The sequence below is a fragment of the Bacillus cereus ATCC 14579 genome (assembly GCF_000007825.1).
Taxonomy (GTDB): Bacteria; Bacillota; Bacilli; order Bacillales; family Bacillaceae_G; genus Bacillus_A; species Bacillus_A cereus.
This window is the reverse complement of the sequence record NC_004722.1, coordinates 4,380,612-4,406,694: the sequence shown is the minus strand read 5'-3', so window position 1 is coordinate 4,406,694 and position 26,083 is coordinate 4,380,612. Positions and strand designations below refer to the sequence as shown.

Here is a 26,083-nt window from a genome sequence, read left to right as displayed (position 1 = left end):
GCAAAGTGCTTTCTCTATGACAGGAATATAATCGTATGCAATAAAGAAGTGTTATTTTAGTTAGAGAAATTAATATTTCTTTCATTTGTGGGCAAACTATTCCTTTGATACGATTAATATAAATTGTTCTGCTTCATGTGAGAAAGGAAGGAGAAAATATGAGAAAAATAATTTTAGCTTCAGGGTCACCTCGGAGGAAGGAATTGCTTGAGTTAGCTAGTGTGCCATTTGAAATCGTTGTAAGTGAAGTAGAGGAAACAATTGGTGCATATTCATCGCCTTCTGATATTGTAATGTCGCTTGCCTTGCAAAAAGCATCAGCGGTGGCAGAAAATAATAGTGATCACATTGTGTTAGGTGCAGATACAATTGTTACATATGAGTCGCGTATTCTTGGTAAGCCTTCTAATGAGGATGAGGCGAAAGAGATGTTGCAATTACTATCAGGGAAAACACATGAAGTGTATACAGGTGTTGCAATTATAGCAAAAGAAAAAACGGTTACTTTTTATGAGCGTACAGAAGTTACATTTTGGGAGTTAACAGAAGAGGAAATTGATACATACGTCGCGTCGAAAGAACCTTTTGATAAAGCCGGTAGTTATGGGATTCAAGGTAAAGGATCTATTTTCGTTCAAAATATTCAAGGGGACTACTATAGTGTAGTTGGCTTACCAATTGCACGTCTCGTTCGGGAATTAAAACAATTTGATATTGATGTAACCCATGCGTAAAATTGCATGGGGTTTTCTTTGAGAGAACAAATAAAGGGGTGGAGAGATGAACGGTATTCGTGATGTTGTAAGAGAAGAACAGCCACGGGAGCGTTTATTGTTAGAAGGTGCTGGAAGTTTATCAAATCGAGAGCTTCTCGCAGTGTTACTCAGAACAGGTTCTAAAGAAGAAACAGTTTTAAAGTTGTCAGATAAAATTTTACATCAATTTGATGGCTTACGTATGTTGAAAGATGCAACATTAGAAGAGCTAATTAGTATACATGGTATTGGGATTTCAAAGGCATCGCAACTTATGGCAGCCTTTGAACTAGGCAGAAGAATGGTACGTTTAGAATATCAAAATAGATATAGTATTCGAAGTCCAGAAGATTGTGCGAAATACATGATGGAAGAAATGCGTTTTTTACAACAAGAGCATTTTGTTTGTTTATATTTAAATACAAAAAATCAAGTTATACATAGGCAAACGATCTTTATTGGAAGTTTAAACACGTCAATTGTACACCCGAGGGAAGTTTTTAAAGAAGCCTTCCGTCGTGCAGCAGCCTCTATCATATTGGCACATATAGGCAAGCTATATATGGGGCGTAATTAAACTTTGTTGTAATGATGGGCATATATATATTTCGCCCATTTTTTGATGAGCGAAATTAAGAGTTGTATACAAATGTATATCTTCTTAATTATAAATAGTCTAATTTTTTTCTTCTTGAAATAAACTAAATTCTTTAATCAATTCATTTAAGACAAAATCTATGGATTGTATTTGCCCTAATAAATTGTCTCTAATACATGAAAATTCATTTTTATTTATTTGACTTACCATGATTTCTTTTCTCCAATGAAGTCGTTTAATATAGTCTTCTATCTTCCCACGCCGAAATGTCTCTGCTATTTTAATCACTCCCTACTATCTTTGTATTGTATACATTTGTATATGTGTTAAATTACAGTATATTTTTATAGTATAACCATAAGGATATTTAACTTTACATCATCTTCTTAGCTTTTAATTAGGGTAGGGAAATTCAGATGTAATTCTTGAAAATTACATCTGAATTGTTGACGGATTATTTTCAGAGTGATAAGATTTAATCGTAATGATAATTAAGTAATTTTAAAGAAATACTTTTTTAAAGAGGGCGGGATATGAAACTTGAAGATATCGTAACAGTTAGAATAGGAAGAAACCTTTCTAGAGGAAACGAGAAAAATGATCTGAATTTAGTTGCTTATTCGTATGAGGATTTAATGAATGATTTAGATGGATCATTTCTAGAATTACAAGCTAGTTCTTATAGTGGAAATTCAAATTATAAAGACAGTTATTTGAGCAGTGCCGGAGATGTTGTTTTCAGCTTTGTTAGTTCAAAAGCTGGGATAGTGAGTGACTTAAACCAAGGGAAGATCATAAGCCAAAACTTTGCGAAACTCATTATTAAACATGAATATTTGGATAGTAGCTATTTATGTTATGCGTTGAATGAATCATACTCAATGAAAAAGCAAATGGCAATTTCCATGCAAGGAAGTACTGTACCAAAATTAACTCCAGCGATTTTAAAAGCATTAGAAATTAAGTTACCAAGTATTGAGAAACAACGTACGATTGGAAAAGCTTATTTCTTTTTGAGAAAGCGTCAAGCTTTGGCAAAGAAACAAGTAGAACTTGAAGAACAACTTTATTTAAAAGCATTGAAGCAATTAGATCAATAATAGAAGAAGTGAGGAACGCAACATGGCTGAATTAAATTCAAAATTATTTAGTGCCGCAGACAACTTGCGAAGCAAAATGGATGCATCAGAATACAAAAACTACTTATTAGGATTGATCTTTTACAAGTACTTATCTGATAAATTATTAGAAAAAGTAGTTGAAATAGCAGATGAATCGCTAGAAGAATACGATACACAAGAAAAACAAACTCAATTGTATAGAGAATCATTAGCAGATGAAGATATAAAAAATGACTTGATTGAAACGTTAGTGGATACATTAGGCTATGATATTGAACTAGATTATTTATTTAATGTATTAACCAATCAAGCTAAACAAAACACGTTTCAATTAAATGACTTGAATAAAGCCTTTATCGATTTGTCTACGAAATATGATCAATTTAATGGATTGTTTGATGATGTGGATTTGAAATCAAAAAAACTTGGAGCAGATGATCAACAACGAAACATTACTATTACAGAAGTACTGAAGAAACTAAATGATGTCGATGTGCTGGGACATAATGGCGATGTCATTGGGGATGCCTATGAGTTCTTGATTGGTCAATTTGCCTCAGAAGCTGGTAAGAAAGCAGGAGAATTCTATACACCTCATGAGGTATCTGTCATGATGGCTCGTATCGCCGCAATTGGTCAAGAAGACAAAAAATTGTTTAGTGTATTTGATCCAACCATGGGATCAGGTTCCTTGATGTTGAATATTCAAAACTATATTAACCATCCAGATAGTGTAAAGTATCATGGACAAGAACTAAATACAACGACCTATAATTTAGCGAAGATGAACTTGATCTTGCATGGTGTTGATAAAGAAGATATGCGTTTACGCAATGGGGATACGTTGAACAAAGATTGGCCAACAGATGAACCATATACCTTTGATTCTGTCCTTATGAATCCACCATACTCTGCAAAATGGTCTTCAGACGACACATTCTTAGATGATTCTCGTTTCAACCGTTACGGGAAGTTAGCGCCAAAATCAAAAGCAGACTTTGCTTTTCTTTTACATGGATTCTATCATTTGAAAGATTCTGGAACAATGGCAATCGTCTTACCGCATGGGGTACTGTTCCGTGGAGCTGCAGAAGGTGTGATTCGTAAGAAATTACTAGAAGATGGAAGTATTGATGCTGTTATTGGTATGCCAGCAAACTTATTCTTTGGGACATCAATTCCAACAACAGTCATAATCTTGAAGAAGAATCGTGCCACTCGTGATGTGTTATTCATTGATGCAAGCAAGGAGTTTATAAAAGGAAAGAACCAAAATAAACTCTTCAAAGAACATATTGATAAGATTGTTGAAACGTATAAGAAGCGTGAAGATGTGGAGAAATATGCCCACGTTGCTACCTTTGATGAAATCAAAGAAAATGAGTTCAATTTAAACATTCCCCGATAATGTAGATACTTTTGAGGAAGAAGCACCTGTAGATATGGCTGCAATTGGCTCAACAATTCAAGAAATTCGAAAAGAAAAAGCAGAACTAGAATCCAATTTATACGACATGATTTCTTCGCTACAATTTGATGAAGAAAACGCAGAATGGATCAAGGGTGCATTAGAGGTGTTTAATCGTGAAAAATAACCATATACCAGAGATTCGGTTTGCGGGATTTACTGGGAATTGGGGAAAGAAACCCTTAACTGAATTAGTGGAAAGAGTTACAAGAAAAAACAAAAAAGGTGAATCTAGGCTTCCTTTGACAATATCGGCCCAGTATGGATTAGTTGACCAAGAAACCTATTTTAATAAAACAGTGGCTAGTACTAATTTAGAGGGATATTACTTATTATACAAAGGGGAGTTTGCTTACAACAAGAGTTATTCAAACGGTTATCCATATGGTGCAATTAAAAGACTCGAAAAACATGATAAGGGTGTATTATCCAGTTTATATATATGCTTTAGACCGTTAAATTATTCCGTTTCTAGTGATTTCCTAACTCATTATTTTGAATCGGCAGTGTGGCATAAAGAAGTATCTATGATATCTGTAGAAGGTGCACGTAATCATGGTCTTCTAAACATAAGTGTGAGCGATTTTTTTGAGACTCTTCATTTAATCCCTAACCTGGTAGAACAAACCCAAATCGGTAACTTTTTAAAACAACTAGACGACATGATCGCTCTTCATCAGCAAGAACTAACCACCCTCAAACAAACAAAAAAGGGATTCTTGCAAAAAATGTTTCCAAAAGAGGGGGAGTCCGTGCCAGAAGTTCGGTTCCCAGGATTTACTGGAGATTGGGAGCAGCGTAAGTTAGAAAGTATTTACGAAAAAATCAGAAATGCTTTTGTTGGTACAGCAACGCCATATTATGTGGAAGATGGTCATTTTTATTTAGAATCAAATAATGTTAAGGATGGACAGATAAATAGAAATACAGAAGTGTTCATCAATGATGAATTTTACGAAAAGCAAAAAAATAACTGGCTTCATACTGGTGACTTAGTTATGGTTCAATCTGGACATGTTGGACATACAGCAGTGATTCCTGAAGAATTAGATAATACTGCTGCTCATGCTTTGATTATGTTTTCAAACTATCGAGAAAAAGCTGATCCATACTTCTTAAATTATCAGTTTCAAACCCATAAATCAAAAAAGAAATTGAATAACATCACAACTGGTAATACTATAAAGCATATTTTGGCATCCGAGATGAAAAAATTTCTGGTTGATATTCCAAAATACGAAGAACAAAAAATGATTGGTAACTTTTTTAAACAACTGGATGACGCTATCGCTCTTCATCAGCGTGAATTAGATGCCTTAAAAGAAACGAAAAAAGCATTCCTACAAAAGATGTTTGCCTAAGGGGATAGAAGAGAGGGAGAAACATGACACAGATACCACATAATGATGAAGCTGAAGTAGAACGTCGCCTGATTGAAGTGCTAGGAGAAGGTCATAATCAGTGGAATTATCGTCCAGATTTAAAATCCGAAGAAGACCTATGGAAGAACTTGCGACAAAAGATTACTCAAAATAACTTATCAGAAATTGGGGAACATCCAATTTCTGATAAAGAATTTGACATCATTAAAACAGAATTACTATCGAAAACACGGACACCTTTTGATGCTGCTAGATGGCTTAAAGGGGAGAATGGAATCTCTCGGATTACGATTGAACGTGAAGATGTATCTCTGGGTTCTATGTCGTTGGTGTTGTATTCCAATCAAGATATTGGTGGTGGAATATCTACTTACGAAGTTGTTCATCAGATTGCGAAACAAAAGGTAAACGTTGATGGGCGTGATCGCCGATTTGACGTGACACTCTTAATCAATGGATTGCCAATTGTTCAAATTGAATTGAAACAGGTGAGTGCCAAAGACGGCGTATTCCAGGCCTATAATCAAATCAAGAAATACGCAGAAGAAGGGATGTTTAGAAATAATATTTTTTCTACTCTTCAGTTATTTGTCATTTCCAACGAACAAACGACTCGCTATTTTGCTAATACGATGCCAAAAGACATGCATAAGAAATTTATCTTTAGCTGGCGAACAACAGACAATCGAAAAGTAGACAATCTCTATGAATTTGTGAAACAAGTCTTAAATATTCCAGATGCACATCGCTTGATTGCCAATTACACGATTGTGAGTGAGGATCAAGACAATAAAGCCTTAATGGTCTTACACCCTTATCAAATTCATGCGATTGAAGCCTTATTTACATCTACCACGAAACATGAATCAGGATATGTTTGGCATGCGACTGGTTCAGGAAAAACGTTGACAAGTTTTGTTTCTACGAAGTTATTGGCTCGTAAACCAGGTGTGGACCGCACAATTATGCTGATTGACCGAAAAGACTTGGATAATCAAACTACAACAGAATTTACCAAATTTGCTTCCGAGTTTAATACCGGTATTTCTTCTGGTAATGCCAAGTCTAATAGCTTGATTGTCGGAACCGGAAGTGCGAAAGAGCTAAGTGATACTCTACTATCTGATGCTAATTCCAATACAGTGATTATTACCACTCGGCAAAAGTTAGAGGCTGCCTTGCGTTATGCCCAAAGACAAGAGGAACAAAAAGGAACCCACCGTTTTAAGGAATTACTGGGGCAACATATTGTCTTTGTCGTGGATGAATGCCATCGAGCGTTAAGCGCAGAAGGGATGGAAGAGATTAAAAGATTTTTCCCTAATTCTACATGGTTTGGATTTACGGGTACGCCGATATTTGATGTAAATAAAAAGCAAGCTAAAGGTCGATTAGCTCGCACCACTCGTGATCAATATGGAGAAGTCTTGCATACCTATACCATTAAGAATGCGTTAGATGATGGGGCTGTTTTAGGATTTCAAGTAGAGCACGAGGATACGATTGAACCAGTATCATTAAATAATTATATTTTTGCTCAAATGCGTCAAAATGAAAAATACGCTCATTTTAGTGATGATGAAATTAATGGCATTATTGATCAAATGGATGGTATAGAAAAAGGAAGCATATCTTGAACCATCTTCTTTCGAAAGTGATGAACATATTCAAAAAGTCATTCATAAGATTTTTCGACCAGATAATGCCTATACAAAATTTGACTTCCAAAACGGTCGCCCGCAAAAGTCTGCTATTTTAACAACGAGTTCCATCAATATGGCGAAACGTTACTATCAGGCAATCAAGGAAATGACCAAAGATCCAGAATGGTTGACGAAAGAATTTGCGGGAAATCCGATTCGAACGGGGCGTACGATTGAAGATCCAGATTTTCCACGGATTGCTATCACCTATTCGATACAAGAAAATGAGGATAATTCCAAACAAATTCAAGATGAAATGAAAGACATTATTAAGGACTATAACGATTATTATCACACCGCTTGGTCAATAGAAGATATTGAACGATATAATGGCGATATCAACAATCGCTTAGCTCGTAAGAAGGCAGAGTTCAAAGAGTTTGGAAAACAAATTGACTTAGTCATTGTTGTAGACCGTTTATTGACCGGGTTTGATGCACCAACGATTCAAACGTTATTTGTGGATCGAAATTTAAGTTATGCAAATTTGATCCAAGCCTTTTCTCGAACCAATCGTACCTATCCAGGAAAGACAAAAGGATTGATTGTGACATTCCGGAAACCTTCGACAATGGAACAAAATGTTAAGGATGCCACGAAGTTATATTCTGAAGCACAAGAGGAATCTGATCTTGTTTATCCAACTTATGATGAATCGAAGAAACGTTTTAAGAAGGCTCACAAATTGTTAACAACGTTAGTTCCAAATCCGACCGATATTAACGAGCACTCACCTCTTGAAATCCGAATTGAATTTGTGAAAGCTTTCCAAGAGCTAAATAATACCTACGAAGCTTTAGTTACATATGATGAGTACAACGATGATATGGAGAAATCAAAAGTACTTCAAGAACAGATAAATACCTTAGAAGAATATATTGGTGTATACAACACGGTTAAGGGTTCATTAGTAGATGAAGGGGCCCAAGATGGACCGGGTCCAGATTTCTCGGGCATTGAATTCTATGGAGAAAATGCAATTAAGGTCTATGATATTGACTCAACCTACATTGACCGACTATTAGGAACATACTCAGCCAATAATCAGAATATCCGTGACGAGATCGAAAAAGCGCTTCAAAAGCTGAAGAAATTAGAAATTGTTAAAGACGTGTACCGTGCGATGTTAAACGCTATTGATACTAAAAAAATAGATTCAGAGGAAGATATTCTTGTAGTTAAACGACGCTTCTTCACCGAATCCTATGATAAAGCGATTAAAGAATTTGCTAATACTTGGTTTGTGGAGGGAAATGAGCTGCATTTATCCGCGATTCAATATGTGATAGGATCAGACCCTATTCCGAATATTAGGGGAATCATCAATAGCAAGCAATTTGATAAGTATAAAGCCATACATCCAGATGCAAAACCATTGAAATACGGACCAGAAATGAAGCGTCAGTGGAGAAAGACATTAGATGAAGTCATTGTGCCTTTGGCAGATGAGTTACGCTAAATTATTGAGTTTTAGATACAGTAACGCAATTAAAATAAAGAGGAATCTGTATTTTTGCAGGAGGTGTTTTAGAGATAATGACAGTTATTGAAAGAGATAAAAAGAACTTTGTAAATTCATATGTAAGAGCCTTAAATAACGGTAGAGCTGCAATATTTGCTGGTGCAGGAGTTTCGATTCCATCTGGTGGAATCAGCTGGAGTGATTTACTTAGAGAGGAAGCTGAGTCCATCGGGTTAGACATATCGAAAGAAAATGATTTGATATCAGTTGCTCAATATATCTATAATGAGTCAGGTACTAAGCAAACTATAACTAATCTTTTAAAGAATAAGATTGCTCGCGAAGGAAAGATAAATAAAAATCATGAAATAATAAGATCATTGCCCATACGAAAAATTTGGACGACAAACTATGACGATTTCTTAGAAAAGGCATATTTAGATGACAATAAAGTGATTGATGTAAAAAAGTCCATTGAAGATATGGCTACTGAAATAGATTTTTCTGAAACTACTATTTACAAAATGCATGGTGATATTGGAATCCCAAGTAGTACGGTGTTACTTAAAGATGATTATGAAATTTATGATAAGAAGAATGAACTTTTTACCAAGACTCTTCAGACAGATTTACTTAGTAATACATTTTTGTTTATTGGATTTAGTTTTGATGACCCTAACTTAGAAAGTATTTTATCTAAAGTTCGAATTATGTTAGAGGGTAATCCCCGTCGACACTACTGTTTGTTGAAAAAGATTAGTGAGGGTGATCCTGAATTTGATCAGTTTGATGACCCAAAAGAAAAAGCTAGGGAACTAGAATACAGAATTAATAAACAGCGATTAAGAGTAGCGGATTTATTAAGATATGGTATTAAGGCAATATTGGTTGATTCCTATGATGAGATGACTCAATTACTAGACTCAATTAAAAGAAAGTACTTATCGACTAAAGTATTTGTATCTGGGGCATACGAAGAAGTTGATAATTTTCTTGGAAAAACCGGTAATGATGCTTTAAAACAAGCTGACAAGTTTTGTGTAAGGTTAGGAGAAGCACTATTTACTGAAGGCTTTGAAATATCATCTGGTTTTGGCTTAGGAGTTGGTAGGAATGTAGTAACTGGTGTTTTAATTCAAGAATCTCTTTTAAATCATACAAGAGTAGGCTCCCAGCTGGTAATAAGACCTTTCCCGACACAACAAACGGTACCTGAAAAACGTGCATACCGTGAGAAAATATTGTCTGAATGTGGTGTGACAATATGTGTTTTCGGAAATAAAAAAGTTAGTGGGAGCAATGAATTACAAAACTCTCCTGGTGTTGAAGAAGAGGCAAGAATTGCTGGAGAGTTAGGACAACTTGTTTTATCTATAGGCTCAACTGGATACGTTGCAAAAAAAATATGGGAAGATCAGCTAGGAAAAATAACGACTACTTTTTCTGAGAACTCCCAAATTTTAGAAAGCTATCATAATCTTAACAGTCCTAATCGAAGCATTGATCAGCTTATTGATGATATTTTGATTATCTTAAAAGAATATAAAACAAACCCAAAGAAGTTTAAAATTGTATAATAAAGAGGAGTAGACAGAATGGGGACAAACGTATTTATTTCATTTCGTTTTAGTGATGGTAACGATTTAAAGGAAGAGTTAGAAGAATTAATTGAATCATCAACTGAAGTCTTTAATAGATCCGAAAATGAGGACAGAAGTACTATGAGCGAAGACACGATTCAGAAATACCTATACGACAAACTGAAACAAACCTCTGTTACAATTGTATTGTTAACTCCTAAAGCTGTTTCCTATAAGAAGGATATTTGGGGGGCATATGATGATTGGTTATATGATGAGTTAAGATATTCTTTGGAGGATCGAAATGAGAATCGTACAAACGGTGTAGTTGCTGTTTACACAAATGAAAGTAAAGACCTAATATTAAGTAAAAGCTCACATACTTGTAGTGTTTGTAATCAAGAATCAAATTGTGAGGTAATACTAGATTTTGATAATCTTGTGAGAAAAAATGTCCTAAATATTAAAACTGCCTATAAATCTAACCCTTGTAACAACCTATTTGATGAGGATAAAGACTCTTATATTTCACTAGTTCATATAGATGATTTTAAGAAGGATTACGTGAAATATATTGAAGCGGCAAAAGAAAAACGGGACAGAAAAGATGAATTTGAACTAGTAAAAAAAATGTGAATTTAAGCTGATTTTTTATGGACTTCAGTTTATTGAGCTCCTAATCGATTGGGACACGGCAACAATCCCCTTTTGCTGATGTCATAATGTATCTTTGTAATAAAGTTTAATCAAAAAAGCTCCACAAACCTATATTATATGGTAGATAAGAAGACTCCGTTTTGAAAAAAGCTTAATCAAAATGGAGTCTTTTCTATTCAAATAAACATTCTTTTTTATAAAAATGTTTGATTAAAATTCACTTGGAATTCTTTAATTAAAAGGGGAAAACAGCGTAACTCAAAATTTTAGTAAAAGTTTGGTAAACGCAATACATTAACAAAAATATTCTTGATATAAAAGTGAATATGATAGATTATAAATATATATTATAGGAATAAATTAATGGAAGGATTTGATTGTTATATTAATGAAAATTAATAGAGAAGCATTTGATGAATTTAATCAAGTGTGTAATGATTACTTTGAAAAAGATGCAAATAAACATTTTGAAATAAACACTAAAATTATGTCGGCTAGAGCAGTTATAAATTATGCTTTGCAAGATATAAACAATAAAAATGATGATATTAATGTGTATGAATTAATATCAGTTTCAGACAAAATATTAACATCAATAGAATACTTGTTAAAATCATTAACAGTCTATGACAAAAAGAACGACAAAGACGAGTTTTATGGTGTTAAAAGTGAAAATAGGGATAAATATGATTATTTCAAAGCGATTAGATCATATATAATTGCTCATCCTCTAAATACAACATATAAAGAATATGAAAGATTTGGATTTAATAAAAATGTAGTATTTGAGGATATTCAAAAGACAAAAGAACTTCATAAAACTTTAATGAAAGAAATGATAGAAAATATTGAAACGGCTGATTATGTTATGACGTTTACAAAAATTAATCTTGATTTTGAAAATAGTGATATTGAGAATATTGATAACTTGGGCGAAACGTTTAAAAAAGGACTTAATATAGAAGAAGACATATTGAGTCTAATTAGATATGCTATTGATAACATGATGGTCATAACAAAGCATTTAAAAGTTATGATTTCTCAAAATGAGATTACAATAAATGGTGTTGAATAAATCGAGAATGGAGGTTTACAAGATGAAAAATATACAGGAGTTCCTAAAAAAACCATTTATTAAATATCCACTAGCCCTAATTTCAGCTATATTTATAATAAAAACAGGCTATGATTTGGGCTCTTTTATAATAAAGTTAAAATACATTTAAATCATAAAAAAGAAATTAATCTTTTTGAACAAAAGATTAATTTCTTTTTTATCGCAACTTTCTTTGAAACATCGCGTCTTTTTTATAAACATCATAACTTTATTTAAAAGCAACATAAAAAGCTATTGTTTTGAATAAAGATTGATCAAAACAATAGCTTTCTTTTTTAAATTTATCTACTCATATACTCAGCACTTACAGCGATACCAGATACTCCTGTCCAAAATGTTTCCGATACAACAGATATAAGGAATTTTACATTTAGAAGACTAGGTAATTTTTTCATAGACATCTCTCCCGTCAATGTTTTTAAGCTAATAATTCTTAATACAATTGCTAACAGGAGTAAGCTTATTGCTACTGGTATAGATGGGGCTGTAGTTACACTTGTAAGTGCTCAATATATGATATTTTTAACTATAACTATTATATCACGAATGTTCAGAAAGGTCAATGTTGGTCAAATATCACTTTACATAAATGAATTTATGTAAAAAAACATTTTGGGAATGGAACTATATAATTTAATTATCCGGTCTTCCACTAACCTGCTGTGTTAGTTATAAATATATTTTTTCAAAATCCTCATAATAAGCCTAACAGAATTCCCCTAATTAAAGACGGTACAACAAGCAATAGATGGTTATAGTTTTATAATAATGAGCGTTACCAAGAAAAGATTAAAGCGGCTAAGTTACATTGGAGTACAGGATTCAAGCCGCTTAAAGTATTTTTTATTATTTCCACTACCTAATTTACAGGAGAATCAGACACCATTGCCTGCCCACGATAAATGGGGAATGTGGTAAAAAGTAATAATATTTTATTTGAAGTGAAATTAGTATACAAAAAATTAATCAAACTTGTCTCTAAATCGATTTGATAACTTCCTCTCAGTTTTATTACTATTAATCGAAATTACATTCTTAGATGAATTGTTTGCTGGCTTAGTTTTTTTGAATTCCTCGAAAAAGTCAATCGGACTAGTAAATAGTTCTTCCATAGCTCTTATAGCCATTCCTTTGGTTTTATGACTAGACTCCATTAATATGTGATGATATAGATCAAATAAAAGTAGTTGAATCTGATTTTGCTTTTCTTGTAATTTGTTATATTTCTCTTTTTGTATGGAGAGTTGCTTTTTATAGTCTTCATTTTTTTGTTTAAGCTCGTTTTCTTTTTGTATTCCTTTAATAATTAGCTTTTCTAATGGAAGTAAGCTATTAATTAAAGCCTCTTTATTGGCGTATTTTTTATCAACTAGATCTACTATGTTTGGAACTGCTTTCTTTGTATCATTTGAAATAGGAAGTCGATGCGTAAATACAGCATTTGCTTCATCTACTAATTCTCTACCTAGGCGACCTTGTTTTCTCCAAAAAGATTCTGATGTATGTGTATCTAATCGACCTTGCTCAACTAAATAATTAGAAAAATAATGGATATCCGAATACTTAATCTGACCTGATACATTTTTTTCCTTTTTATACAAATAGATTATTTCTTTTACTTGAGTCTCTGTTAATTTTACCTTACGCCCCAATTTATTCATCAAAAATGCCTCCTTTTGAATTCAGAGTTTGTAGCGCTGTTAAATTACTTATCTCGGCTTGAATTTGTTTTGAGGTAGTTTTTAGCCGTCCTAATGTATTAGGATTTATTTGTATCAATTCGTTTTTTAAAATATTTGAATGTAAATTTTTTATAAACGCAAAGAGTTCATGGATATGCTTTCTTTTTTTAAACAATATTTCTTTAATTAGTTCTTCTTTTTCCAGAAGCTCTTTTGTGTTAATTCTCCAATGAGAACAAAGCATACATTCTTCAGACTCGCATCTTTGCAAGGCATCTGTACAATAACCTATTTTTAATTTTCCTTGGAAAGAAGAGGTAGGGGGAGCAAATGCTTTTAATTGAATTTCTTTAGGGATAAAAGAATCATTTATAGTATCTGAAGTTTGTCCTTTATCTTGATTTTCTTTCAAGTATTTAAATTTGGAAAATAATTTAAATACTTCACTATCAATCCAATATTCTATATGAGATGAATAGTGGTATTGTGCATTAATTGTTTGATGTCCGCCGAGTCTTGCGATTTCAACTGGAGAAATTCCTTGCATCATGAGAGAAACGAAAGCAAGGTGTCTAGTATCATTAGGGCTGAGATGATATTCTTTAGGAATATCACAATTATACGTTTTATTAAGTACATCTTTGTAAAATTTTGTAATTAATCTTTGCAGATTCTCACGATTAAAATCAGTACTAACCCTTTTCTGTCGTTTTCTTTGATTGGATGAATCTGTCCATATTAAAGAAGGATACGAAACTAGGGTATTAGAATAACCATATGATTGAGTATCGTTAATATAATTATTTATGAGATCATATATATCTTTTGATATAGCGACAGTATCAAGTATTTGGATGTTGCGTTTATTGTTTGATTGTACCTTTCTTCTTGGAAGATGTATGTAGTACTCATTATTGTTGACTGATAAGCAATTTCTTTTTATGGCAGCAAATTCTACGCTTCTTATAGGTATAACATTGGTAAGCTTCCACCAGATTAAAAGAGGGTAATACAAAATCTTTTCCTTTTGTACTGTTATATCTAAACTGCCTTTTGCTTCTAGCTGTTTAATTGTTTCAAAATGTTTTTCTAAGTAATAAGAAAATTTCAGTATTTCCTTTGAAGGTGGAAGTTGCCTAACACTATGAATAAAATTAAGTTTAGAGTTTACTTCATGAAGTTTAGGGATGAAAATCTCTCCAACCTCAAGGTCACTATAGTCAAAAAAATTCAACATTGAAGTTATTAAGTAGATTTTAGTGTTGTTTTGAATGTTTGGTTTATGTAACCATTCTATGAATTGATTAACAGTTTCTTTTTGGAAGCCATCGGTTTCTTTAAATGCTAGTAAGAAGTGATAATATTGGTTTACTACGGTTGTAGTCTTGAATTTATTTAATAATTCTGAAATCCAACACTTAACTATGAGTTTAAACTCATTTGGTAAATCAGTACTAAACATATGTGTGTTTAACTCGTTGAAGTCAATTTTATGTGTTCTGCCTTTAGAGTTAGGATTTGCCAATAACCATAAATCATCATCGAATTCACCAGATATCAATAAATCTAATTTCTTTAATTGTTGTAACGTGCTTTTGGACTCTTCAATGGTGGTCAGTAGAGAAAATGATGATTCTGATAGAGCTTCTATTATCTCTTCATTTATTCCTAGTTTAATAATATTCATATATCCTCCTATAATTCGTACTGTGTTGTAGGGACATAGGTGAGATATTCTTCGATGTCTTTTTCGAGTTCTAGATTATCTAATAAAGCCAATAACTCAAAATAGCCTTCTTGTTTTTTTTCGAAAAACTGGAATACTTCTTCTTTTCCAAATGAAACACAAGCATCGTGTAATATATCCATCTCCATGTATAAAAGATTTGCTAACTTTATCCGTTCAGTATTATAGGGAGTGTTTTCAAATTGTTCTGTAAAGCTTTTTAAATGGGAACTAATACTTTCTGTAATTGCGGAAAGTGCATAAAAGTTAGGGATAGCATATACACATTGTTTGCAGCTCTTTGCTGGGTAGATACAGCCTGTTTCTGATACCAAGCATTGGATATGTTCCTCTCGGCTAGGAAGTACATTACAATTTAGTTTGAATAAATAATCTATGACAGCTTCCTTTCCAATGTTAAAAATCATGTCACCAATTAATCTTTTTTCTGATAGAACATTATTAATAAATTCAGATGTAGCTTCTATCTGGTAAATATCCTTAAATTTTTCATTTAATACAGTAATTTCATGTGTTCTCTGTTCGCGATTATTTGATTCTCCTAAAAGTACTTCCGCAAAAAGGTTAGTAATATATCCAAAGTGTTTTCTTTGAAATAGCTGGCGAGATAAATGATCTAATTCTCTTTCTGGGATGTGTATATAAATATTAGTAGTTTCAAAGTCTGCATGTGCACGTAATCTTTGAGCGACTTCAAGTGCAGCTCCTCCATGTCCTTTTTGAAGAAGTAAAATATACATAAATGATAATAAGGTTCTATTCATTTTCCTATTTTCAAAAATAAACTGCGAATCACTAAAATTTTTAAAGAAAGCTTTTTGAGCCGTCTCAGTAAAGTGTTGATGTTTATTTCCGAAATCAATAATATGATTACGTATTGGAAAACACTCATTTGCTACAAGTTGACATATAATTACTGCTGTTGCTAAAGAAATTGTAAGATCTCTTGAGCAAAAAAAACGGTTAGTTACTTGTGTTTTTGAGACGGTTAAATCTTTTGCAATAAGTTGAGTGATAACCTTTTGAGCATCTTCGATGCTCAATTCTTGATTTTTGAATTGTTCTAGAGATGTTATATGAATTAGTTTTAAATCAACACTGGGGATTTCACATACATCTTTGTGTCGCCAAGCATTGTTTAAGTGAATTAGTATATATAACCATGAAGAAGCGTAATGTTTACTTAATGTGTTGTGCTTTCTTTGGTATTTATAGTCATTGATTTTATTAATAGCATCATTGATCGCCTTAGTTTTGTGTAATGTTATGTTATTTGCATAATCGAATAAAAGTTGGTATTGTTCGTATTCATAAATATCTTTATCTTTCTTTTTTGATTTTGTGGCATATGGATTTTTTATCATTTTTAAGTTGAACGTTGGTAAGCTATTAACTTTTAATTCATTATAATAGCTATTTATAAATGCATATAAAACAAACTGATGTGTAATAGGGATTTGCTCATTAAATAATACAAGATTAATTTCTTTAGAAGATTTGAGATAGAGTTCTTGATTTCCTAGTGAATTAATGAGGTGCCTTGTACACTTTACTAGTTGAGATACATTTGCTTCAACTGTTAGTTTGTGTGCCTTAGATAGTTTCAATTTATTGATACAATAGCTCATCCATTGATTCTGTGTATGCCAACAATTTGTAGGGAATGTGAGCTCATATATATCTAGTTGAGTTAAGAAGGAATCAGTTGGTTTACTGTAGTTTAATTGAGCGATTTGTTGCTTAATTGTATCTTCTTTAATAAAGGCATCTACTTCGGATTTTAAATAAACAAAGCTACGACGATTTTTACTATTTAAAGCTATTTTAATTAAATAAGATGTTTTGTACTTAGTGAAATACTTATCAACATGCTGAGAATAACCTTTATTTCGAAGGTATTGTGGAGTACAATATTTTATTTTTGCTTCTTCTTGAAGTTGCTTTAATTGGTTAATATCTGTTTTTAGGTATATTGTAGTGTCTTTGTAATAAAGGAAATCTAGATTTTCTTCCTTTCGAATTTGTTGGAGTTCTGTATCATTTGCATTTAAAATGTCTTTGACTTCTTTTAATGTATAATAGCTATTAATCTTAAAGGGCGCCCTGGGTTCGGTGTTGCTAAGTGAAAGCTGAGGAGTATGAACGAATAAGTGTTCAATATCTTGTTTGAAATAATAGGATAATGTGTAGTGAAATGTTAATTTTTTTATATTGTTTTTTCCAACCCAGTAGTTAAGGTCTCTGTGAGTTATCTGATATTCCTGTACTATGTCATTGTTTGAAATATATTTTTCAAAGAATAGATCCAACCCGGTACGTTCAATAAATATAAACTCCCTCTCAATTGGTATTTCGAATTTTTTGTATTTAATTCCTACAGATTTACATATATGAAGAAGATTTGGGATGAAATTAACTTGTAGTTGAGAAATTGTAAATTGTTTTATACCAAATAATCTAGTAACTTTTGTGAGTTTATAATAATGTTGTTGTAGTTCACCTACTAACTTAGCGTACTTTACGAATGATTTCTCTTCAACGAAGAACTTATTATCGGTATCAAAGAAGTACTTAAAATGCCCCAATTTCGCTATCTTGATTAAGGTCTCTACTTTTTTTGCTACATGACTATACTTAACATCCTTAACTACCCTAGCCCCAATTAACCATGTAAATTCATTTGAGGTGGTATTGTATTTTACAGCAGCTTGTTTGAGTATGTTGAAATCACTGATTGAAATGAATGGGTTTTTAATAGTTATCTTTACCTCATTTATATCTGTTTTTCTTAAGATCATATGGTAATCGTGTAATGATAGGTTAAGTTGTTTTAATATATCATCTCTGTGTATAAATTCTTCTAAAAAACGTAGCATGTCAATTTTTTTTATATACTCTTTGTTTCTAAATACTTTAAAATCAATTAGCAATAGGTCTTTATTTTTAATAAGTCCTTCTTTATAGTGGGTAATTTTCCCGTTTTTTCTTACGTGAAATACTTGTTCAATAAATGAATGAATGGATAAGTAGTTTTCCTGTATTTCACTTTCAATTTTTATATATTTTTTTATCTCTGATATTGATACGAAAGGGGTATTGTTCTCGTTTTTTATAGTAATAAACCCTTCTTTTTCAAGTTTTTGTAATTTGAATCGACTCATGTTCAAGTGTTTAAATTCAGGATCTGTTGCTACTGAGTTAATAGTAACTAAATCTTTTTTCACGTTTGAGTACACCATCTTTCCAAATTTTTTTAACAAGATTATCTTCAATAAATCCAATACGTTCAATAGGGATATTTTTGATTTCATCCATTGCTTCTTTTATAGATTCTATTGTTAGTTTTTCATCTACATAGTCCATTGCGGAGTGGATACTTCTATCACCACGCCCGATAGCGATTTGAGTAATACTTAATCCCATGTCCATCAAAAAATTTGTGAAAATACCTCTTCCTATATGTGTCCCCCAGTAGGAGTCGCTAAATAGCCTGTAATCATCATATCGTTCGGCTGCTAATAAAGATTCAAGAAAATGCTTTTTTATCTTTTTAAATCTTTTTTCGTATACTTTTCCAGACATGGCGTTTCCATCTTTATTAATGAAGAAAGCAAAAGGATTTTTTATTTCCTTTTGTTTAATTTCGAGCATTTTTGTATGTTCTTCGTACACTTCCCATACCAGATCATTATCTAATACGCTTTGTCTAGTTAAATGGGTTTTAAGGTAATTTAATCGCTTTGGGTACTCATTTTTTGTATCTGTTAAGTGTGAGAATAATTTATTTCGGTTATCCTGGATTTGTACAGATAGACTTTCTCTTGTAGAAGCAAAGATATCTCCTCTAGTGATGTTTACAACTTCTCCTTTTCGTAGGCCGCCATAGAACTGTAAGCAAACACCAAAGGCAATGTCAGGTGCTACTTTTCGTGCTACTTGAATAAAGTGCGCAGTAAGAGAGTATCTGTTTACACCGAAATCTTTTAACTTTGCAGTTCTTTTCTTCATTGTATCTTTTGAAGGGAATCTAGTTTGGAGGCTCGCATGTCTAAATAACGATTCAATTATAGGATTACCATTAGCATCCGTTCTTGATTTTACTTCAAAGTGTTGGTCAATTAAATCCAGTTCTTGTAAATATAGATAAAACTTAGTTAATATCCCTTCGTGCTGTAGTACTGTAGAACGCTTAAGTCCACATAATGTTAAGTGTGAAATATATTTACTTCCATGACTAAGGGTGAGGCCCCTAATCCCTTTACTTTGAAGTGATAGGAAAAAGTCGTTCCCTTCCTTTATTTTATAATATATAAAATTCAGAAAACGACAAACGATATAGGCTGGTATTGTTTGTGAGTTTAGGGATTTTCCCATGTATGCATATTTAATTCTTATAAAATCTGTTAGTGGATGAGGTATTGTAATGCCCGTTTGTTTATCCTGGATTCCAATAGCAATAATTCTATTTGTAACAATTAAGTCTTGTATTGTTTCTTTTATAGGTATTTCTTTGACGACAAATCGGTAATTTGTTAGATTGCTGTTCATTTAAATACCCCCTTAAAAATATATTACATTAATTGAACAGGTTATTAAATACTGCGTAGTAAACTGTTTTGCCCTTGGGGATAAATGGATGGTCGAAATGCTCTTACCTATAAACCATTGATAAATATGGAGTTATATAATAAATGTAGAGATAAAATTAATTTTGGCCAAAACTGTACCTATATGTCTTCATAACCATCCCTCAGGAGATCCCACGCCGAGCCGTGAAGATATTGCAGTAACAAAACGCTTAGTAGAATGCGGCCAGATTATCGGAATTGAAGTGCTTGATCATATTATAATAGGTGACCATAAATTCGTGAGTTTAAAGGAAAAAGGTCATATTTAAGACTATGCTTTTTACTTATTTTGTTTTATAATGTGATTTATGAGTTTTTTGTAGAAATTTATCTACAAAAAGGATAAAGATATAAAAAACGTACTGTTTTTATAATATAAAGTAAGAAAAAATGAGTCCGTGAAAACAAGAAAGGAAGATAAATAATATGTTTGGATTTGGTGGATTTACTCGCGATCTTGGAATAGACTTAGGAACTGCGAACACGCTTGTATATGTAAAAGGAAAAGGTGTAGTTTTACGTGAACCTTCAGTAGTTGCGTTACAAACTGATACGAAACAAATCGTTGCTGTAGGTAGCGATGCAAAACAAATGATTGGTCGTACACCAGGGAACGTTGTGGCACTTCGCCCGATGAAAGACGGTGTAATTGCTGATTATGAAACAACTGCAACAATGATGAAATATTACATTCAACAAGCTCAAAAATCAAACGGTTTCTTCTCACGTAAGCCGTATGTAATGGTATGTGTACCATCTGGTATTACAGCTGTAGAAAGACGTGCAGTAATCGATGCGACTCGTCAAGCGGGTGCTCGTGATGCTTATCCTATCGAAGAGCCATTTGCAGCAGCAATTGGTGCAAACTTACCTGTTTGGGAACCAACTGGTAGTATGGTTGTTGATATCGGTGGCGGTACAACAGAAGTTGCAATTATTTCTCTAGGTGGTATTGTAACAAGCCAGTCAGTCCGTGTTGCTGGTGATGATATGGACGATTCAATCATTCAGTACATTAAGAAAAGCTATAACTTAATGATCGGTGAAAGAACAGCTGAAGCATTAAAATTAGAAATTGGTTCTGCAGGCGAGCCAGAAGGTATCGAGCCTATGGAAATTCGCGGTCGTGATTTAGTAAGTGGTTTACCAAAAACAGTACTAATTCAGCCAGAAGAAATTGCAGATGCATTAAAAGATACAGTAGATGCGATTGTAGAATCAGTTAAAAATACGTTAGAAAAAACTCCACCTGAATTAGCGGCTGATATTATGGACCGCGGTATCGTATTAACAGGTGGCGGGGCATTACTACGTAATTTAGATAAAGTAATTAGTGAAGAAACGAAAATGCCAGTTCTTGTTGCAGAAGATCCATTAGATTGCGTAGCAATTGGAACAGGTAAAGCATTAGACAATATCGATCTTTTCAAAACTGCTGCTCGATAATATTGCAAAATAAAAATCAGTGAAATTAAGAGGGTGTGAACGTGCCACAGTTTTTCTTAAACAAAAGATTAATTGTTTTGTTGGTTAGTATTATTCTTCTCGTGGCATTGATTGGAATCTCATTGAAAGAACGGAACAGTTTAACATGGCCAGAGCAGTTTGTTAAAGATACTGTCGGTGTTGTAGAACGTGTATTCCAAAAGCCAGCGAAATACGTAGCTGGATTCTTCGAAAATGTAGAGGATGTAAAGCGCACGTATGAAGAGAATAAAGAATTAAAAGCAAAATTAGATAATTATGCAGGTCTATCAGGGAAAGTAAAACAATTAGAAGATGATAACAAGAAGTTACAAGAGCTAACTGGTAAAAAAGAGTTAAATAGCGGGTATACTGAAATTCCAGCTACTGTTGTTTCTCGTAATCCAGATAAATGGTACGATTTAATTGGAATTGATAAAGGGGCACAGCAAGGAATTAAAAAAGATATGGCTGTAGTAACTTCACAAGGGTTAGTTGGAAGAGTGAAAAGTGTATCTCAGTTTACAGCATCAGTAGAATTACTAAGTTCTATGAGCCGAACAAATCGCGTTTCTGCTATTGTACAAGGGCAAGAGAAAATCTTTGGATTGATTGAAGGTTATGACAAAGAAAAGCAATTACTTCTTTTCACAAAGATTGGCTCTGATGCACCGGTAGAGAAAGATCAACTAGTTGTAACATCTGGACTGGGTGATATTTTCCCGAAAGGTCTTGTAATTGGAAAAATCGTTGAAGTTCAGCCGGATGCATATGGCTTAACAAAAACAGCTTATGTAAAACCTGCCGCTGATTTAAATGACGTAGAGCATATTACGGTTGCTAAACGTGCAACACCTTCAGCGCCATTAGAATAGGAGGAGAAGAAGAGATGATGAAGATATTAAAAAGAGCAGCTCTTCCTCTTTTGCTCCTTTTTGTGTTTCTATTTGAAAATATGTTTGCTACTGTTGTTCCAACGGATGTATTTTGGAAAGACAGCATAGCAGCACCGCATTTCTTTATAATCGTCTTATGTTTTATTACAGTGTATTATAGTCCGGTCCAAGGGATTTATTACGGACTATTATTTGGCTTCTTATTTGATACCGTATACACAGAACTTGTCGGGATATATATTTTTGCTTATCCGATTTTAGCTTATTTAGTATATAGTGTGATGAAAGTACTACAATTGAATTTATTTATTGTTGTTTCTATCATATTAGCTAGCGTTGTAGCACTAGAGTATTATGTGTATGGATTCTTAACTTTATTAGGACGTACTCATATGCCAGCGTATGTCTTTTTCACAGATCGTCTCCTTTCTACTTTATTGTTAAATGCTATTTTCTTATTGATAGTTTGTTTCCCACTGAGACGATATATAGTGCGTCTTTCAAAAGCGATGGAAGAAAAAGAAAAAAGGATTTTCTAATTTTATGTCGAATTGAATCGGTGGGGTGAACTTTAGTGGAAGAAAAAAAGCAACAAAATGTAACGATAAAAGGGACAAAAGATGGGATAACGCTTCATTTAGATGATTGTTGTTCATTCTCAGAATTATTGATGGAATTAGACGAAAAACTTTCTACACATTACTACGATGGTGATGGGCGCTCTTTAATTGAAGTGCATGTGAAAGTAGGAAATCGTTATTTAACAGAAGTCCAACAAGAAGAGATTCGTACGTTAATTCGTAATAAAAAGAATCTTGTTGTGGATTCAATTGAAAGTGATGTTATCACTAAAGCAGAAGCAATAGCTTGGAAAGAAGAAACAGAAATTGTCCCTATTTCCAAAATTGTTCGCTCTGGACAAGTTTTACATGTAAAAGGAAATTTGTTGTTAATTGGAGATGTTAATCCAGGCGGAACGGTTATCGCTGGGGGGAATATTTTTGTCGTAGGATCATTAAGAGGAATTGCACATGCTGGGTATTATGGGGATTCGGATGCTGTAATCGCTGCATCTGTTATGAACCCGATGCAACTTCGAATTAGTGATGTGGCAATGCGGGCTCCGGAAGAGAAAGAAGACGGAGCGGAGGCGGCAGAATGTGCGTATATTAATGAGAACAATCACATTGTTGTCGATCGCCTGCAACTTCTCACTCATCTTAGACCTAATTTAACAAAGTTAGAAAGGGGAATTGTATAGCTGTGGGAGAGGCAATAGTAATTACATCTGGAAAAGGCGGAGTAGGTAAAACTACTACATCTGCGAACATTGGTACGGCCCTAGCGTTATCTGGAAAGAAAGTGTGCTTAATTGACACAGATATCGGTCTTCGAAATTTAGACGTAGTAATGGGGCTGGAAAATCGTATTGTATTTGATCTTGTTGATGTCGTTGAAGGGCGTTGCCGTTTACCTCAGGCTCTTATTAAAGACAAACGTTTTGATGATCTTTATTTATTACCTGCAGCACAAACGAGTGATAAATCAGCGGTAACACCTGAACAAATGGATGAATTAATACAAGTATTACGTCAAGATTATGATTACATATTAATCGATTGTCCTGCGGGGATTGAGCAGGGATTTAAAAATGCGGTAGCTGGTGCGGATAAAGCAATCGTTGTTACGACTCCAGAAGTATCCTCAATGCGCGATGCGGATCGTATTATTGGGCTTTTAGAAAAAGAGGATATTGAACCACCCAAACTTGTTATTAACCGTGTACGTAGTCATATGCTTCATGAACAGGATATGTTAGATGTTGATGAAATTGTACGTACATTGTCAATCGAGCTTCTTGGTGTTGTCGAAGATGACGATGAAGTTATTCGAGCTACAAATACAGGTGAACCTGTGGCGTTGCAACCAAGCGGAAAAGCAGCGTTGGCTTATCGTAATATTGCAAGACGCTTGTTAGGTGAGAATGTACCATTACAAGCATTTGAACAAGAAAAGGTATCGGTATTTGCAAAGGTGAAAAACTTCTTTGGAATCCGTTAAGAGCACTTCGCACATATGCGAGGTGCTTTCTTTTTTCTTCACACGAATATCTTTCTTTCTTAGCTCATACATATGTACAAACTGTATACAACTGTTTCTAATGAAATTAGCTTAACGAAAGAAAGGAGACAGTATGAAGAATAGACGCGTAGAAGAAATTAAAAAGCGGATTGCAAAAAGGAAGGCCGAGCAAGAAAGGATGGAGGAAGAGCAGTATTTTAACGGAGGGAATTTTGATAGTGAAGCAGTATTTATTGAAGATGGAGAAAAGGAAATGCATCCTTTATTTCGAAAGGAAGTCTTTTTCTTCAAAGTTTTATTATCAGCAATATTAGTTCTTTCGGTTGCTATTTTATATAAGAATGCTCCTTCTTCATTCAATGGAGCTAAAGCTGTTACAGAAAAAGTGATGAAAGAGGAATTTCAGTTTGCTACTGTAGCGAAATGGTACGAAAAGCAATTTGGAAAACCGCTTGTATTCTATTCGCCGAACGAGAAAAAAGAAGGAAGTATTCAGCAAAAAGATTATGCAATTCCTGCTTCTGGAAAGGTAATGCAAGGGTTTCAAAAAAATGGCCAAGGTGTATTTGTCCAAACAGCTACAAATGCAAAAGTGGAGTCAGTAAATGAAGGGTTAGTTGTTTTTGCAGGCAAGAAAGAGGAACTTGGAAATACAGTTCAAATTCAACATGCAGATGGTACGGAGTCATGGTATGCAAACTTAAACGATATGTCAGTGAAATTATATGATTACGTTTCAAAGAAACAAAAAATTGGAACGGTGAGTAATGATACAAATGATAAAAATGGAAAGTTTTATTTCGCGATAAAAAAGAATGAGAAATTTATTGATCCGATCCAGGTGATATCATTTGATTAAATATAGGGACGTTTTAACGAAAATTTCCGTGCATCCATTATTTTGGGTTATTATTGTCATTGGTATTTTTACTGCGCGTTTTAAAGAGTTACTACTGTTATTTTGTATTGTTCTTATTCATGAACTTGGGCATGCTTTTGCAGCAGCACACTATAATTGGCGTATAAAAAGAATTCAGCTTTTGCCGTTTGGTGGCGTTGCCGAGCTTGAGGAACATGGTAATAAGTCATTGAAAGAGGAACTTGTTGTCGTAATTGCAGGACCGATTCAACATGTTTGGATGATGCTGGTAGGTTATATGTTGTTCAAAGCTGGTTGGCTGAATGCAGATTTATATTATTTCTTCATGTGGAATAATATAATTATTTTAGCATTCAATTTACTTCCTATTTGGCCGTTAGATGGCGGGAAAGTATTGTTTAATGTATTATCATATCGTTTCCCTTATTTACAAGCACATGAAAAGATGATGCAATTGTCATGTGTTTTTTTTAGTGTAATATTAGGATGGCAGTTACTTTGGAATAGTAACAATATTATGATGTGGGTACTACTCATATTTTTAGCAGTGTCATTATATCAAGAGTGGAAACAAAGACGGTATGCATTTATGCGTTTTTTATTAGAACGTTATTATGGAAACAAAAGAGGAATCGAAAAGATTGCACCTATTGAAGTGCAAACGGAAGATCGTTTATATACGATCTTCACAAAATTTCGTAGAGGATATAAGCATTCTATTATCGTCCGTGGAAAATATAAAGAGCATTACACATTGGATGAAAATGAATTGCTCTATGCATATTTTACTGAAAAACGAACAACTTCATCAGTTGAAGAATTAATCGGTTAGTGTTGACGATAGCACTAACCTTTTATTAT

General features: G+C 33.4%; 18 protein-coding genes and 3 pseudogenes. 17 read left to right on the top strand and 4 right to left on the bottom strand.

Annotation, left to right across the window (positions count from 1 at the left end; all coding sequences use genetic code 11):
* Positions 1-158 precede the first annotated feature (158 nt).
* From BC_RS22275 to BC_RS22235, 9 genes and pseudogenes are all read left to right on the top strand, one after another.
* Complete coding sequence (locus tag BC_RS22275; RefSeq protein ID WP_001226290.1) at positions 159-734, top strand: Maf family protein; 576 nt, start codon at positions 159-161, stop codon at positions 732-734.
* Positions 735-780: 46 nt separating this feature from the next.
* Positions 781-1,332 carry a RadC family protein gene (radC, locus tag BC_RS22270; protein ID WP_001013395.1) on the top strand — a complete coding sequence of 184 codons (552 nt, stop codon included), beginning with the start codon at positions 781-783 and terminating at the stop codon, positions 1,330-1,332.
* A 554-nt stretch (positions 1,333-1,886) separates the two neighbouring features.
* Positions 1,887-2,453 carry a restriction endonuclease subunit S gene (locus BC_RS22265; RefSeq protein WP_000762853.1) on the top strand — a complete coding sequence of 189 codons (567 nt, stop codon included), beginning with the start codon at positions 1,887-1,889 and terminating at the stop codon, positions 2,451-2,453.
* Between the two features lie 22 nt (positions 2,454-2,475).
* Positions 2,476-4,069: pseudogene (locus BC_RS22260) on the top strand (type I restriction-modification system subunit M).
* The gene (locus BC_RS22255) at positions 4,059-5,303 is read left to right on the top strand and encodes a restriction endonuclease subunit S (protein ID WP_000794333.1); all 1,245 of its coding nucleotides are present in this window, start codon (positions 4,059-4,061) and stop codon (positions 5,301-5,303) included. Before BC_RS22260 ends, BC_RS22255 begins: the two are co-directional and overlap by 11 nt.
* A gap of 23 nt (positions 5,304-5,326) precedes the next feature.
* A pseudogene (locus BC_RS22250) lies at positions 5,327-8,486 on the top strand (type I restriction endonuclease subunit R).
* A 77-nt stretch (positions 8,487-8,563) separates the two neighbouring features.
* The gene (locus tag BC_RS22245; protein WP_000215932.1) at positions 8,564-10,066 is read left to right on the top strand and encodes an SIR2 family protein; all 1,503 of its coding nucleotides are present in this window, start codon (positions 8,564-8,566) and stop codon (positions 10,064-10,066) included.
* Positions 10,067-10,084: 18 nt separating this feature from the next.
* Positions 10,085-10,705: a TIR domain-containing protein gene (locus BC_RS22240; protein WP_000537095.1), complete on the top strand. Its 621-nt coding sequence runs from the start codon at positions 10,085-10,087 to the stop codon at positions 10,703-10,705.
* Between the two features lie 409 nt (positions 10,706-11,114).
* The gene (locus tag BC_RS22235; RefSeq protein WP_000700766.1) at positions 11,115-11,801 is read left to right on the top strand and encodes a hypothetical protein; all 687 of its coding nucleotides are present in this window, start codon (positions 11,115-11,117) and stop codon (positions 11,799-11,801) included.
* 1,004 nt (positions 11,802-12,805) lie between these two features.
* On the opposite strand, the gene BC_RS22230 is transcribed toward BC_RS22235, so the two are convergent.
* The 4 genes from BC_RS22230 to BC_RS22215 are packed head-to-tail and all read right to left on the bottom strand — an operon-like array spanning position 12,806 to position 19,820.
* The gene (locus BC_RS22230) at positions 12,806-13,504 is read right to left on the bottom strand and encodes a hypothetical protein (protein ID WP_001037288.1); all 699 of its coding nucleotides are present in this window, start codon (positions 13,502-13,504) and stop codon (positions 12,806-12,808) included.
* Positions 13,497-15,212 (bottom strand): tyrosine-type recombinase/integrase, encoded by a 1,716-nt coding sequence (locus BC_RS22225; RefSeq protein ID WP_001021385.1) that lies wholly within the window; start codon positions 15,210-15,212, stop codon positions 13,497-13,499. The genes BC_RS22230 and BC_RS22225 overlap by 8 nt, the downstream gene beginning before the upstream one ends.
* Positions 15,213-15,220: 8 nt before the next feature.
* Positions 15,221-18,496 (bottom strand): hypothetical protein, encoded by a 3,276-nt coding sequence (locus BC_RS22220; protein ID WP_000710987.1) that lies wholly within the window; start codon positions 18,494-18,496, stop codon positions 15,221-15,223.
* Positions 18,471-19,820: a hypothetical protein gene (locus tag BC_RS22215; protein WP_001087647.1), complete on the bottom strand. Its 1,350-nt coding sequence runs from the start codon at positions 19,818-19,820 to the stop codon at positions 18,471-18,473. The genes BC_RS22220 and BC_RS22215 overlap by 26 nt, the downstream gene beginning before the upstream one ends.
* A 181-nt stretch (positions 19,821-20,001) precedes the next feature.
* Between BC_RS22215 and BC_RS22210 the strand changes: the two are divergent.
* From BC_RS22210 to spoIVFB, 8 genes and pseudogenes are all read left to right on the top strand, one after another.
* A pseudogene (locus BC_RS22210) lies at positions 20,002-20,169 on the top strand (JAB domain-containing protein); the annotation flags it as partial.
* 157 nt (positions 20,170-20,326) lie between these two features.
* Positions 20,327-21,346 (top strand): cell shape-determining protein MreB, encoded by a 1,020-nt coding sequence (gene mreB / locus BC_RS22205; RefSeq protein ID WP_000466736.1) that lies wholly within the window; start codon positions 20,327-20,329, stop codon positions 21,344-21,346.
* Between the two features lie 41 nt (positions 21,347-21,387).
* Positions 21,388-22,239, top strand: coding sequence for a rod shape-determining protein MreC (gene mreC / locus BC_RS22200; protein WP_001135485.1), 852 nt, complete (start codon positions 21,388-21,390; stop codon positions 22,237-22,239).
* A 14-nt stretch (positions 22,240-22,253) separates the two neighbouring features.
* A complete protein-coding gene (gene mreD / locus BC_RS22195; protein ID WP_000975766.1) occupies positions 22,254-22,799 on the top strand; it encodes a rod shape-determining protein MreD in 546 nt (181 codons plus the stop codon).
* Between the two features lie 35 nt (positions 22,800-22,834).
* A complete protein-coding gene (gene minC / locus BC_RS22190; RefSeq protein WP_000391521.1) occupies positions 22,835-23,521 on the top strand; it encodes a septum site-determining protein MinC in 687 nt (228 codons plus the stop codon).
* Between the two features lie 2 nt (positions 23,522-23,523).
* Entirely contained in the window at positions 23,524-24,321 is a 798-nt protein-coding gene (gene minD, locus BC_RS22185) for a septum site-determining protein MinD (protein WP_000503309.1), read from the top strand.
* Between the two features lie 133 nt (positions 24,322-24,454).
* Positions 24,455-25,201, top strand: coding sequence for a stage IV sporulation protein SpoIVFA (gene spoIVFA, locus BC_RS22180; RefSeq protein ID WP_000797471.1), 747 nt, complete (start codon positions 24,455-24,457; stop codon positions 25,199-25,201).
* Complete coding sequence (spoIVFB, locus tag BC_RS22175; RefSeq protein ID WP_000599058.1) at positions 25,194-26,054, top strand: stage IV sporulation intramembrane metalloprotease SpoIVFB; 861 nt, start codon at positions 25,194-25,196, stop codon at positions 26,052-26,054. The genes spoIVFA and spoIVFB overlap by 8 nt, the downstream gene beginning before the upstream one ends.
* The last annotated feature ends 29 nt before the right edge of the window (positions 26,055-26,083 follow it).